Source organism: Fulvivirga kasyanovii, assembly GCF_009711405.1.
GTDB lineage: Bacteria > Bacteroidota > Bacteroidia > Cytophagales > Cyclobacteriaceae > Fulvivirga > Fulvivirga kasyanovii.
Genome location: NZ_SMLW01000665.1, coordinates 25,093 through 39,597 on the forward strand (window position 1 = coordinate 25,093; position 14,505 = coordinate 39,597).

Below are 14,505 nucleotides of genomic sequence, written 5' to 3' on the forward strand. Positions count from 1 at the left end.
CTACGCTTTAATGTCTTCGAGGAATATTTTTACATCATTGAGGGCGTTCTGCTGTGTGCCGTCAATGATCATGATGTTATGGTTCTTATATGCGCTCCAGTCCATCTTCTTGTCTTTCTTGCTCATAATGGCTTTGCCCTGAATGGGCTTACGCCTTCCGAAACCGGGAGCTTTTAGCAGGTCCAGCAGTTTCATACGGACCCATTGATCATTTACGTTGCTTTGAAAAATTATCGCGGCATCAAAATCACGCAGGTTGGCAATATGATGTTGCCTCAGGTTCAGCAGTTCACCTTTAAAGGATGGGATCAAAACGTTATACCCTGATTCCTCAATAAGTTTTTTAACAGGGGTCACCTCTTTTTCATCAGTTTTATCATAGAGTACGTATACACTGGCCTTGCCATTTTGCTCAGCTTTCCCTGTTTCCCTGCGATTAAGTTTTTTATCTATACCTACTTCTATAAGCTCTTCTCTTACTATGTTCTTAAAATCTTCCAGGGGTGTTTGCAATATTTCGGCCCCTTCGGTGGAGGAAAGGTCCCTTTTGATGCTCTCAATAAAGGCGAGCTGCTTTTCACTGGCATTTTGCAGCCTCGGGGAGATCCATATCAGTCTGGAAAACTCAGATTTGTCCTTGAGGGCCGAACTCTTTTCGGCTGCAAGTTGGTTTTGAATATCTACAATGGACCGGTCAGAGCCTTCCGGGATCTCTCCATAGGAGCTGCCGATCAGGTGTATGGATAAACTGCTTTCTTCTATTTCCCGCTTTATTTCACTTTTTAACTTGTTGATGTTGAGCGGTAGGTTGCGGTCGGGGAGTACTTTGTAGCCATGCCTCTGCAGTTCCCTTTTGATGATGTTGCGTTGGATCGTCAGGTCATGGCCTGTTTCTGCCAGGTAAATGGACCTGCGGGAAAAGATGGGCTTAATGCCTGTTATGGAGTCTTTTTGCTTGAGGAGGATCAGGCATTCGTGAATATCATAGGCCAGGTCAACCATTTTCATCCAAAAATCCTGTTCTGCTTCCAGCGTGAAGAAATCTTCGTAGTCGGTAGCCTCACCGGAGTCCATGTTGATATTGTACAAATTGAAGCCTATCAAATCCCTTAGTTTTGGAGGCTGCTCTTCAATGGTCAAAGGTTTTTTAATGACCTTGAATACCCGCTGCTGTTCGGTACTCACAGTTTTATAGAAGTCTTCCAACGTATCCAGGCACTCGCCGGATTCAATAAAAGCCGGTGACATAACGGGTATCAAAGTGCCTACTTCCTTCATGTCCGAAGCTGTTACACTGTCGTGCTCTGACTTGAGCAATATGTTGGGCTTTTCGCCCAGCACTTGTATGAGCATTAATTCCAGGAACCTTTTAAACTCGGTAACCCATCCTTTTCCATGATCATTCGGCTGGTTATCCGCATCGGCGTAAATTATTAGTATGTCAATCTTAAAGGTCATATGGACTTTAATTTTCCTGGTTTAGTGAATAAGACTGTTGATGATTATAATTAATATTTTTAATGAGGCCTTGGGCCAGCTCGTGGTGGTTGGCCATAACATTATAAAAGTTGTATATGGAAAGGTGAAAGATCACCGCATCTCCAAATGCCAATACGTGAGTTGCTTCAATACGTTCGCTCGCGCTGAAAATTTGTCCGAAAACTTCTCCGGTCTTCAACCGTTGCACATCCCTTTCCCCATCCATGATCAATGCCTCACCGTGGGCAACGATGATAATTTCTTCATCTTCCGCACTTAATATGGGTAGCGACTGGCCTGGTTTCAGATGTGAGGTATGCATCTTGTCCACCAGGTCGCAGAGCAATACACCTTTTATATTATGGAATACGGGCAGGCTCTTGAGGAACATTACCATCTCAATGGCCAGAAAGAACCCGTCTTTCATGCCTTCCTGCAACCGGTTGTTTTCAATCGAGTCATAAATGAACTTCTGCGTTTTGGCAGGGAGGCGCTCCGATATTTTTTCGAATGCCTGCCGGTCTTTATGATACATAACCCAGCCCGCAACTTCGGCCAGCAGCCTGTCCTTATTGAATAGCTGGGCAATTAAGCCCTTGCTTATCCTGAACTCCGGGAGGTAGACCAGGCTATGGATTGCACATGCTTTTGTCCACCGGTTGATCTGGTTATAATTTTTATTGAGGATAAAATTCAATACCTGTATAAGGTTATAATCTTCCCTTGGAAAGTGTGGTTGAAGCTGGTGTACTTTATCGTGAATAGGTATATCGTCAATTAACGGAAACAGTTTTGGCTTCAATTCCGGATCAAGGAAAATATCGAGCAGCTCTATGGCAAAAGCAATGCCGTCGCTGGTACCTGCTTCAACATTTTCGCGCACCAACTGCACTGACTGAGGGTCATACATGATTGAGAGGATCATGTACATGGTATCTTCATTGCTGCTTATTTCCTCTTTAAGGGCATTTCTGAGCGGTTCGAAGCGTGCCTCATTTCCGGGGATCTCGATCAGGGCTGCCAGGTTCCAGATGGCCTTCCCAATCTCGTTTTCCAGGAGGTTGGTAAGGTTGGTAACTTCCCTGTTTTGAGCCTGATAGTTGTAATACCGGAAGGAAAGCAAAATTTGCTTAACTATTCTTTTGTCCGGATATTCAATTTTTTTCCAGAGCAGTTCTATGGCTTTGGGTCCGCCGATCCTGCCCATGATCTGCACGATTTTGAGCATTACCTGGTCGCTTTGGCCGGATTTATGGAAGGCACTTTCCAGAACAAACAGTACGGCTTCGCCACTTTCGCACAAGGCAGAGGCCGCGGCATTGCTGTACGTGTGGGAGTCTAGCAGTTCTATAAGTATCGTCCAGGTTTCAGGCCGTTTTACCTTCCTGGCTGTAATGATAGCCTCCATCTTTACCCGGGGATCGATGTCCCTTAACAGTTCCAGCAATACAAAAATATTCCGGTCAGTGATGAGCCTGCGGAGCAGCTTTGCAGCCAGTATCCGGTCGGTGGTTTTGATGGACTTGCTGAGCTTGGTCAGTTTATTGGCAGGTACTGAGATCACCTCAGAGTCTTCGGAGGCATCAGCAGCTTTTTTGGCCAGTTGGTGAAGTTCCGTATTCCTGTCAAATTCTATGTCGAGGGTTTTTAGCTTTTCAGTAGCATAGGCTTTGATCTTTTTCGAATCACTTTCGGTAAGCCTGATGATGGATGATTCGAAGAGGGCAGGTTCAAGTTTTTCCATGAGCTTTAGCCCGTAGATCACACTTTCGTCAGCCTTACTGTTGATCTCATTTTCAAGCACTTTGTTGAGCGAGTATTCTTTCTGGCTGACGTGTTTTCCTTTATTCTTTATCAGTGTAGATTGGAGTGTATCTTTATAGTTATGGTGCATTTTCCTGGTTATAAAATACCAGACGGCCAGTATCGGGAGGGTAAATATGGTGACGTGGATCAGGCTGAAGACCTTTACATTGTTGATCAGGATGATCAGACCCCCGGCAATAAGCCCGGCAAAAGCAGTGATAACACCCTCTATCTTGGTTTGCACATCGAAGCGTACTTCTCCGTCAATGGGCAGGAAGTACAGTTTAAATGCAGGCCCGTCAAGTGCATCTTTCAGGGACGCTATGAACAGTTTGCTCATGGATATGATCACGAAGAAGATCACAAAGGTTTCGCTAACTCCCGAGTAACCAAAGGTATAGCCAATGGGGATCGCCAGAAGGGTAAAAATGGAAATCAGCAGCGGATTGATCAGTAGAGAAACTTTCAGTCCATAAATGGCGATGATCTTATCGGTAACAAAGGTCTGGAAGAGGAAACTGAATATTACTACTGTGGCTTCGAAGTAACTCAAAAACTTAGGCAGCTCTTTTTCATTGAATTGGGTGGTGGTTACGTTCAGGAACGAGTAGTCAACGAAGTTCACTGCAATCATCGAAATGATCACAAAGAGGGACATCAGCCCGATGTATTTGTCTTTGATGATCATGCGGTAGTTTATCCGCTGTGCTTTTTCGTGTCCTTTTTTGGTAAAGAGCCTTTTTTGTTTGATGATGAAGAACATACCCAGGTTACCCACAATACTCACCAGGCTGACAAACAGCAGCTCTTGTGTGGTGATGTATTTGAGCATGAAAGGGATAGAAAACAAAGCGATGATGGATGCCAGTAGCTGGCCTGTATCCACACTGCCGATCACCCTTTTGGCCTGCCTCAGGTTAAACATCCGGCCGAATGAGCCCCAGAAAATAAGCAACACAATAAAGTTTGAGGGGACAATGAATGTAAAAGCAAAGAAATACAGAGGCAAAGGGTCTTCCGTGGTCCTGAAGCCATACTCCACACCGGCCAGTATCAAGGTGATCAGGAGCAAAGAAGCTATGGCCAGCTTTTGAAAGGGAACTCTACTCTGAAAATAGTTGTATATAGCGGTTGTGATGATGCCCAGTATACCTGAAAGGAGGATTGCCAGAGGAAGTTCTTCTTTTTCGTCGAAATTATTAAGGAATAGCGTGGATGCTCCCACGTCTAATGTAGCGAGGAAAATACCGATGAAAAAACCCATGCCAAGCAGTAAGAATATCTTGGCGGAATCAGTTTCTTCTATATTTAAAATCCCAAGGATCTTTTTATTAAAGCCCATACTACCTTCCTAAAATAAATTACAATTTAATATTTAATAATTAGAATGGAAGAGCAACCATGTAAAAAATGAATAGTTATGGGGGAGACTATCATTAATTGATAACCATTACTTTACGGGCGAAATTACAATTCTTTTTGGTCATAAAATGTATAATCGGACCGGTAATGATAAAAATAATGGAAATACATGTAATAGAAATGTTTAAATTTGTATGTTGAAACCCCATAGATATTGCTTAATTTTTTAAAAATTGAAATACAATTGAGAGGAATGGAAAGAAAAAGATCATCAATAACCTTACTATTAGCACTGTTTATGCTGGTGAGTATAACGGCCTTATATGGTCAGAATATAGATAAAAAAGTATACGATGCTGACAAATATTTTCAAATAAGGAACTACAAAGAGGCGCTCTCCTTATACCTGGAAGCTATAGAAGCCGGGGTTCAGGACCCCATGGTCTATTACCGCACGGCTGTCAGTTATCAGAACATGTTTGAAATCGATGACCAGATAAAAGCCATCCCGTATTTTGAGAAAGCTATAGCCTCCGGGATGGATCAGTTGCCGGCACGTGTATATTTTGATCTTGCTGAGGCTTACCACAAAAATGAACAAATTGAGAAAGCACTGGAGTATTACGGCAAGTACAAAGGAACGCTCAAAGGTGACCAGGGTGAAATTGAAAGGGTCGACCGTGCCCTGGAAGTTGCCAACAATGCCCTGGCTATGATGAGCAGCCCTAAGGCCATCGAGATCATGAACTTTGGCTCCGTGATCAATTCGCAATATACAGAGTACAATCCTGTAGTATCTGCAGATGAAAGTGTGATGGCATTCACTGCCCTTCGGCCGAATACCGGAAAAACGAGATCCAGTGATAAATTTATTGAAGAGGTATATATTTCTTACAATAGCTCCGGGAACTGGTCGCAGCCTAAACCCATAAAAATAGCTTCGAGTTATAACGTGGGTACGGCAGGAATTTCTGCTGATGGTCATAAAATGCTGATCTTCATCGGCGGTGCCGGTGGAGCGGGTGACCTGTATACTATTGATAAATCAGGAGATGATTGGTCAACCCCGGTAACTATGGGTAACAAAGTAAATACGAGGTCTTATGTGGAAACTACGGCCAGTATTACACCTGATGGAAAGACGTTGTATTTCGCAAGCAACAGGCCCGGAGGCTATGGAGGCCTTGATATCTACAAATCGGTGAAGGGTGAAAATGGTGAATGGGGCGAGCCGGTGAACATAGGCCCCGAAGTAAACACTAAATACAATGAAGATGCGCCTTTTATCCATCCTGATCAGTGGACACTATTTTTTACTTCTGACGGGCACAACACTATAGGCGGCAGGGATATTTTTGTTACCCGCTTATTTAACAACAAGTGGACTACCCCTGAAAACATGGGTTACCCTATTAATACCACTGCCAATGATAATTATTTCACTCTGACGGCCGATGGAAGAAAGGGCTATTTCTCATCTGACAGAAAAGGCGGACAAGGCGGACAGGACATATATTCAATCAATATGCCCGAGGAGGAAGCCAATATACCCCTGACCATGATCAAAGGAAAGATCCTGAACGGGGAGACTAACGAGCCTTTGCCTACTACTATTTATGTGGTGGATGTGGAGTCAGGTAAAAAGCTTGATTTCGTATACCAGCCTGACCCCAAAACCGGTAACTACCTGATCATTCTGCCTCCTGCAAAAAATTATGACATGATCATCGAGTCGGAAGGGTTTTTACCTTATACCCTGAATATAAACATCCCCGGACAGACTTACTTTTACGAATTGTACCAGAAGATTTACCTGAAAACCATCAAGCAGTTTGAGGTGGTAGTAGGCCAGGAGGTAGAGGTGAAAAACGCCTTCTACGATACCCATGAAGATGCTGTTACCGATATCAGGAAAACCCATGAGGCTACACTGGTGAAAAGCGACAGTATAGATATGTACGACCTAATGAACGACCTGATAGAGGCGGAAGACCAGGCAGGTATCGACTACCTGGTGAGCCTTATCAACATGAAAAATCCGATTGAAGATGTGAGTTTCGATGAAGCAGAAGCTGTAGAAGCCGCTACACGGGTTTATTATTATGATGAGAGCGACGAAAGCAAGTTTGAACAGAAAGAAGTCAATGGTAAGACCATATTTTCATTACCTACTATGTACGTGACGGAAGAGGCGGAAAAGCAAAAGATGCGGAAAAAGGAAAGGTCGACCAATTATGACCCTGCTTTGCTTAAAGATGTAGTGAAGGTCTACTTTGATGTGGCCAAGAGCGAGTTGCAACCTACATACCATGATAAGCTTAACGAGATCCTTGCAACCCTGAAAAAATATCCTGAACTGGGAGTACAGATCTCAGGCTATGCTTCCGCAGAAGGAGATGAGAAATTTAACCGGGAGCTGTCCAACAAGAGGGCCATTGCCGTGCTTGACTACATTAACCACAAAGGAGTGGTAAGAAGGAGGATAATAGCTAAAGGTTATGGTGCTACAAAGGCAGAAAGCTCCAATAAGGAGGAAAGCCGCCGTGTTGAGATCCAGATCGTTGATCTCAATGAGCACGGCAGGGAGGTGAAGTAGAGCTTAGGAGGAGATGGTTTCGGATCAAGCGGAATTTCTGGGGAGAGCCTAAATTTGCACCTCTTTGCTGACAGACAGTAGTTAATCAGCAATCGGCAAAAGCAGTAGGCAACTCGTATTTACTCCACCGGTTTTACGTTTGCTCCATGGTTTCCATCTGCTCGTGGTTCTCACTACTTACATTCGGTGATTTATATTCTTGTACCCGGTCCGCTTCATCCGATTTAGTGGCCGGGTATATTAATATAAGGTTGAGGTCTGTAAAATATTTATTGAGCTTTTTGGGGACGTGCTTCAGCTCCGGTTGATAAGATACTCCGCCTTCACGGCTTGAAATAACAATAAAAAGATCGTCAGCATTGATATCTTTTGATAATACCAGGAAGTCTTTCATATCAACAAATGATGAGTAGGAGACAGGCGGGCTTTTCTTTTTTATCAAACCGTTAATGGCAGCCTGAGTTTGCCCGTTGCAGAAAAATAAAAGTTTTGCTCGCAGTTCTGATGATAACAACCTGACTTTGGTCAGCCATTGTTGAAATCCCGGCTCAAGCTCCGATTGTGTAGGGCAGAGTACCTTAATTTGCCGGGTGGTGTTGAGCGTACCATGAATATTGCAAAACAGGATCGTTTTATCGGTAGAGTTTATTATGCTTTCGATAGTATGGTTAAATACCCTGCTTAAGAATGTCCGGGTTTTTGGCCAGCCCATAACAAATATATCAGCCATGATCTCCCGGCTGATCCTGATGATGCCATTGGCTGAATTCACATCAAAAGTTACCACTGTCTTGAGGTTCGTTTCTGAGGCAGCGGCATACCGCACAAAATAATTGAGGTCACGCTTTATTTTTTGCATGTTCTTTTCAGCTTCATCATCATACTTTACTACGGAAAGAATGTGCATAACAGAAGGACGCTGTTTGCTTTTCAATAAAACAACAAGGTCTACCAGTGTCTCCAGGTTGTCAAAATTGGCAATGGGTATGATGATGTTTTCTTCATGGACAAGGGGTTCGGTTTCTTCACTTTTCATGATCCTTTGTTCGTGGAAAATCTTTTTTGAAGCACTTTCAGTGGCAAATGAAGCGACTACACACGTAATCAGGATCAGGATAACCGTTCCGTTCAGTATGTTTTCGTCAATGATGTTTGCCCTGTAGCCTACCAATATTACCGCCAGCGTAGCAGCCGCGTGGGCACTGCTCAATCCAAATATCAACTTTCGCTGACTGGCCGAGTACTTGTAAATTTTTTGAGTTACCAGGGCAGCACCATATTTCCCCACCAAAGCCACTATTGAGAGCGTAACAGCCACAATGATAGCCGTTGAACCCTGAAAAAGGATTTTCAGGTCTACCAGCATGCCCACACTGATCAGGAAGAATGGTATAAATATGGCATTGCCCACAAATTCCAGCCTGTTCATGAGGGTCGATGAGTGGGGAATAAGCCTGTTTAGGGCCAGCCCGGCCATGAATGCTCCGATTATAGGTTCCACCCCGGAGATCTCAGCCAGAAATGCAGATAGAAATACCAGGGACAGAATGAGTACATAATGGGAGGTCTTGTCTTCTCCGAGATGTAGGAAAAACCATTTGGCTATTTTGGGGATTATGAAAAATATAATGGATAAAAATATAGCCAGGGATATAATCAGGTTTAGCCAGAACTGAGGGTTTAGCCCACCTTCTACCGAACCAATAATTACAGCGAGCAGAATGAGCACGGCTGTATCGGTGAGTATAGTGCCGCCAACAGTCACTGCTACGGCCTGGTTTCTTGATATTCCGAATTTGGCAACAATGGGGTATGACACCAGCGTGTGCGTAGCAAACATGCTGGCAATAAGCAGGCTGGCCGTCCAGTTATACCCAAGTAAATAATGACAAACCGGGATGCCCAGGGATAGGGGGATTATAAAAGTGAAAAAGCCAAATCCCAGGCTTTTGTATTTGTTTCGTTTGAACTCATAGATGTCGAGTTCAATGCCTGCAATAAACATGATATAGAGTAACCCTATGGTTGAAAATAAATTGACGGCGGAATTTTGCTCCAGGATGTTCAGCCCGTTAGGCCCTATGATCACCCCTGAAATGATCAAGCCTATTATTCCCGGTACCTTTATTTTTTTTAGAAGAATGGGGGATAAAAGGATGATAAAGAGTATTAAAGAAAATATGGGAACAGCACCGGTAAGCGGCAGTTCAAACTCTTGTAGCAAGTGATCAAAAACCCCCATATCAGCATAATTTAATTTCTACTTCAGGAGGGTTCCACCCTCAGGATCTACTATGTTCAATAAGGCCACTCACCTTGATTGGCAGCTTATTTCCCTAAAAACAGAAGAAATTTGAAATTGTTTCTTAACCGTTAAAATGGAAGCTTATCAAAGGCATTGTGCATTACTTAAAACGTAAGATGATCGGCAAAGTTTTGGGCAGAGATAGCCTGAAAGGTTATAAAGTTATAAAGGTATGGACTAGCAGCCTTTTTGTTTTAATTCAAAACTTAACCGTCGGGGCTTTGTTTAAGTGGTAGCATTTTCAAAAAGGATTTAGATCATTTTAAATAGATAAAGACCTATGAAGAAGCCCGGCAAACAATGGTTGCTGCACTTGTTGCAGTACGTATCAATAGTTTTGATATTCGCTCTTTTTTTCGGTTCCGCGTGCTCGCAGGACCAGGTGCAAACCGAAGCAGGACAAGTGAAAGTGGAAAACCTGACAGGTGGCCTCGACCATCCCTGGGGAATGGCCTTTCTGCCCGATGGCCGCTTGCTGGTAACCGAGCGCTCCGGCGACCTGCGCATTTTAAATAAAGACAATACGCTTTCCGATCCGCTGGAGGGCGTGCCCGAAGTATTCGCCAGAGGACAGGGGGGACTTTTGGATGTAGCGCTTGACCCTGAGTATGCCAGCAATAAGTATGTGTATCTTTCTTATGCCGAACCCGGTGACAATAATACGGCCTCCACGGCGGTAGGCAGAGGTAAACTTGAAGGAAATGCCATTACCGGCTTTGAGGTGCTTTTCAGGCAGGAGCCTAAAGTGGATGGTGAAAACCACTTTGGTGGAAGGATAGTTTTTGACAGCAATAACAGCTTCTTCCTTACTATGGGTGAGCGTTTCAAATTTGATCCTGCGCAGGACCTTTCCAATCATTTGGGCACCATTGTGCGCATTAATAAAGATGGATCGGTGCCGGACAATAATCCATTTGTTGATCAGGAAAATGCCAGGAGTGAGATCTGGTCTTACGGGCACCGAAACATAGAAAGTGCTGATATTGATCCTGCAACAGGCAAACTTTGGATAGCAGAAATGGGGCCGAAGGGAGGTGATGAACTAAACCAACCGGTGAAAGCTGAAAATTATGGATGGCCTGTAGTGAGTTGGGGCGAAAATTATGATGGTACTGACATACCTGACCCACCCACGAAGCCCGGTTTTGCAGATGCCCTGATCCATTGGACACCAGTAATTTCACCTTCTGGTATGCGCTTTTATACCGGAGATATGTTTTCCCAGTGGAAGGGTAGTGCCCTCATAGGTGGTCTCACGGCCAAAGGTGTCGTAAGGGTAACCGTGAACGGAGGTCAGGCAAAAGAAGTGGAGCGGATAGACCTGGGTGCCCGGATCCGTGATGTGGAGCAGGCACCGGATGGCTCTGTTTATGTACTAACAGACCAGGGCAATGGAAATGTGTGGAGGCTTACCAGGGCAAACTGATCTTTTGGGAGACATTAATAGTAAATAGCCAATTGGCAAAAGCAGTTGGCAAACTGGCATAAAATAACAATGGGCTCAATAGCACCAAAAAAGAATCCCACCAGTATGGCGGTGGGATTCTGAAAGCGGTTAAAAGTTGGCCCTGAGAGAGAGAATGAAATTTCTTCCCGGCGCAACAATGCCAGAACTGTAGGGGCGGTACCTTTGATCGGTAATGTTTTCGAGGCCTGCACTTATGGACAGGTGGTCAGTAAATGCATAGTTGGCCTTGAAGTTTAATGTGTACCATCCCGGGGAATATGGGTTGCCGTCGTCATCAATGGCATAGATCTCAGTTTTTCCTTTTTCCTCTTCCGGCATGTCGTCAAATTCCCTTTTGCCACTGTAGTTGGTGTAAAGTTGCATGTTGAGTTTGTCATACTGGTAAGTGAGCCTCGTTACTCCAAACCAGGGAGCAGCATGTCTTGAAGGGCTTTCCTCTCCATTGTCCAGTTCTTCGGTGCCTTTCTGGTAGCTGAAATCAGAAGATAACTCAAACCCATCGGGCAGGTTGAGCTTGAAGCCGGCCTGTATGCCGTAAACATGGGCTGTAGCGGCATTTTGGATCGCCTGTACCTGGCTAAGGGAGCCGTCATACATGATGCTGTCCTCTCCGCCCAGGGTGTAATCGCGGCGGGTGAGAGCATTCTGCAAGCTGGTATAGTAAGCGCTAACATCAATTTTGAGCAGGTCATCAAAGGTTTTAGCGATGCCCAGATCGAGGTTGTAAGCATATTCGGGGTCAAGGTCAGGGTTAGGAACTACTACCGAGCCGGGCTCCGAATCGAAGACTTTGCCCATGTCATCCACATTGGGAGAGCGGAAGGCCGTGGCAGCATTCAGACTGATCACCACGGTGTTTGAAGGGCGGTAAACCGTTCCGATACTACCGGTCAAAGCACCATTGTCCAGTTCTGCTTCGGAAAAGGGAAAAGGATAGAAGTCCGTATCGAATGAGGCATCAATTTTAACCTGGTTGTACCTTAAACCTGCCTGCAAAAGCAGCTCATCGGACAGGTCAAACTGGCTGGAAGCATATACCCCATACGATGCCCAAGTGGCCTGTGGGTATCTTGAAGGCCCGGGCGTGCGGGTGCCTGTGGATATGTCTTCATTGATGCCTGTGGAGGTTACCTCATTTTCTACCAATTCAATTCCGTAAAACAACCGGGTTTTGCTGCCGATGGATTTAATAAAGTCCAGGTTTGTTGAATACGCCTCTACTTCTTCAATACGCGTTTCACGCAGCGGGTCGTTGAAATTACGGCTGATCCTGCTTTCTTCAAAAGATTGCTGAGCAAGCCTCAGGGTGGCCTGGTCAAACAGTGCGGAAGTTCCTGCATAGCTGATGCTCAGGTTGCTCATCAGCCACTTTTGTGGCCCATAGCTCCATTCGCCATAGCGTGGAAGGCCGTTCCTATATCGGATGTGCCTGTCGTAGCGGGCATAATCAGAAGTTTCGGAGTAATGAAGCCCATATTCAAAATCCCATTTGTCGTTGGGCTTATATCGCAATTTTTGCATCATGTTGATTTGTGTATAACCGGAAGGCACCTGAAGCTGAGGGTCATCGTTGGTGATTACCACATCCATGCTGTCCTGCCGCTGTACATAAAATGGGCGCAGGTACTCATCGGGCCCATGGCTGCCCATGCGCAGGTCTCCATAGTTGTTGGAGCTGATACTGGTTACTGATGCCCATTTTTTCCAGCCTACATTGATATCAAAATGACCTGTTTTCTCATTGTTGGCAGAGGAATACCTGGTTACCGCCTTGCCCGTAAGCAAGGGCTTGTCTGACGTTGAAAACTGTGGGGCAATGGTCTGAAAACTCATTACACCACCGATAGCATCGCTACCGTAAATGATCGACCCGGGGCCAAAAAGCACTTCGGCATTCTCTATGGCAAAGGGATCCAGTGAAATGACATTTTGCAGGTTGCCGCCGCGGAATATGGCCGTGTTCATCCTTACGCCGTCAACGGTGTACAATAGCCTGTTGGTGGCGAAGCCACGGATCATAGGGCTACCACCACCTTGCTGGCTCTTTTGGATGAATACCTTGCCTGATATATTCAGCAGGTCGGCAGCGGTCTGTGGGTTTTGTAAGGCCACTTCTTCCTGCGAGATGGCAATTATTTTTGACGGCACTTCCGATGCCGACTGGTTCCACCGGGTGGCTGATACCACCACTTCGTCCATGGTGAACTCCGAATGAGCGAGGTTTAAATTGAATGATTCGTTTTGTAGTTGTTCATAACTTTTTGTTTCCCTTTTATAGCCCAGCAGGTGGATCACGATCTTTTCCGCACCTTTAAATGAAGAAATGTCTGCCTTCCCGTCTGCATTGGTAGTGGCATAGGCTTTGGGTTGTTTACTCATAATGGCGACCATCTCCAGAGGCTCGCCGGTTTTTTGGTCTTTAATGGTTATTACCTGGGTGTATCCATAGTATGACGCACCCAGTAACAAACACAAGAAAATTAACTTTTTCATTGTAATGTTTTGGGTAGATAAAAATTCATGATGCCATTCAAACTTCACTTCGAGAACAGGAGCACGACCCAGAGGGCTGAGCACCTGAGATGAAAGGCATACGTTAACAGCATGGCTAAATTCGGATCAAGCGGAATTTCTGGGGGAGACCCTAAATTTTCACCTCTTTGCTGACAGACAGTTGTCAATCAGCAATCGGCAAAAGCAGTAGGCAACTCGGTATAATAATAACCATAAGCGCGGTTTACTGATTTTAGTGGCAAGTTTTACATTACTTGCTTTACTTTCCAGTCCATTTACTCCGCAGGTTTTACGTTTGTTCCCTAAATTCATGCATTAGCTGCTTTTGAAATAGCTTCAGCAAACCACTGCTACAGTGGAAATATCAGAAGCACTTTAGCATACAATCAGGCTGTTTGGGGAGGTGGATTTGGAGGTGCCAGGGCATACAAAGATGCCGTTGCGATATAAACCCAGTTATTTTCTATATCCTTTTCAATAGATTGAAATGATAGTGCATTGAGCGGTGAGCAGTACAGTGAGCTATAAAAGCGGAGGGTGTTGTCTTTCTTTTCTTTTCGCTCCATGTCGCCACCCAGGACGTTGGCCAGCAGGTTTTGGAGTTTTTTGTTGAGTTGTGTTTCTTCATGGTCCCACCAGCACCAGTAGTGGATTACTCCGTCCATTACCTCCTGGCTTACAACATCATACATTTGATTGTTGTATTCAAATTCTTTGTCATGTTCCCAGCGCAGTTTGCTGCTTTCTTCGGGTGTGAATTTCAGAAGCACCAGGTCATTTCTGTCTATACCTGCTATGAGCTGCTTTTTTAATACCCTGCGTACCTGTTTTTTTTCATAGCTCAGCCATGTGAAGGTTCCCAAAAACGGGGCCGTCATACATAGAAGAAGCACTATGGCAGGTAACTGTCGTTTCAACGCATCTGTTTTAAAGATGCAAGATAAGTATAATTGATTGATTAATAATGAGGAAAGT

General features: G+C 44.7%; 7 protein-coding genes. 2 read left to right on the forward strand and 5 right to left on the reverse strand.

The window, feature by feature from the left end; all coding sequences use genetic code 11:
* Window positions 1–1,458, reverse strand: a complete 1,458-nt coding sequence (locus E1163_RS26425; protein WP_155176089.1) for a DUF4062 domain-containing protein — start codon at window positions 1,456–1,458, stop codon at window positions 1–3.
* Window positions 1,459–1,465: 7 nt separating this feature from the next.
* On the reverse strand, window positions 1,466–4,627 hold the full coding sequence (locus E1163_RS26430; protein ID WP_155176091.1) for a hypothetical protein: 3,162 nt from the start codon (window positions 4,625–4,627) through the stop codon (window positions 1,466–1,468).
* A gap of 273 nt (window positions 4,628–4,900) precedes the next feature.
* Here E1163_RS26430 and E1163_RS26435 point away from each other — a divergent pair, with 273 nt between their 5' ends.
* Window positions 4,901–7,243, forward strand: a complete 2,343-nt coding sequence (locus E1163_RS26435; RefSeq protein ID WP_155176093.1) for an OmpA family protein — start codon at window positions 4,901–4,903, stop codon at window positions 7,241–7,243.
* A 133-nt stretch (window positions 7,244–7,376) separates the two neighbouring features.
* On the opposite strand, the gene E1163_RS26440 is transcribed toward E1163_RS26435, so the two are convergent.
* Window positions 7,377–9,485, reverse strand: coding sequence for a cation:proton antiporter (locus E1163_RS26440; RefSeq protein ID WP_155176095.1), 2,109 nt, complete (start codon window positions 9,483–9,485; stop codon window positions 7,377–7,379).
* A gap of 343 nt (window positions 9,486–9,828) precedes the next feature.
* Here E1163_RS26440 and E1163_RS26445 point away from each other — a divergent pair, with 343 nt between their 5' ends.
* On the forward strand, window positions 9,829–10,974 hold the full coding sequence (locus E1163_RS26445) for a PQQ-dependent sugar dehydrogenase (protein WP_155176097.1): 1,146 nt from the start codon (window positions 9,829–9,831) through the stop codon (window positions 10,972–10,974).
* 129 nt (window positions 10,975–11,103) lie between these two features.
* Here the strand turns inward: E1163_RS26445 and E1163_RS26450 are convergent, their stop codons facing one another.
* Window positions 11,104–13,509 (reverse strand): TonB-dependent receptor, encoded by a 2,406-nt coding sequence (locus tag E1163_RS26450; protein ID WP_155176099.1) that lies wholly within the window; start codon window positions 13,507–13,509, stop codon window positions 11,104–11,106.
* A gap of 407 nt (window positions 13,510–13,916) precedes the next feature.
* The coding region (locus tag E1163_RS30750; protein ID WP_221418086.1) for a hypothetical protein at window positions 13,917–14,505 on the reverse strand (589 nt) is incomplete at its 5' end.

What these genes read in the sequence shown, in the direction of transcription:
- E1163_RS26425 (WP_155176089.1), bottom strand. Translation starts at nt 1,458, where the DNA reads ATGACCTTTAAGATTGACATACTAATAATTTACGCCGATGCGGATAAC.
- E1163_RS26430 (WP_155176091.1), bottom strand. Translation starts at nt 4,627, where the DNA reads ATGGGCTTTAATAAAAAGATCCTTGGGATTTTAAATATAGAAGAAACT.
- E1163_RS26435 (WP_155176093.1), top strand. Translation starts at nt 4,901, where the DNA reads ATGGAAAGAAAAAGATCATCAATAACCTTACTATTAGCACTGTTTATG.
- E1163_RS26440 (WP_155176095.1), bottom strand. Translation starts at nt 9,485, where the DNA reads ATGGGGGTTTTTGATCACTTGCTACAAGAGTTTGAACTGCCGCTTACC.
- E1163_RS26445 (WP_155176097.1), top strand. Translation starts at nt 9,829, where the DNA reads ATGAAGAAGCCCGGCAAACAATGGTTGCTGCACTTGTTGCAGTACGTA.
- E1163_RS26450 (WP_155176099.1), bottom strand. Translation starts at nt 13,509, where the DNA reads ATGAAAAAGTTAATTTTCTTGTGTTTGTTACTGGGTGCGTCATACTAT.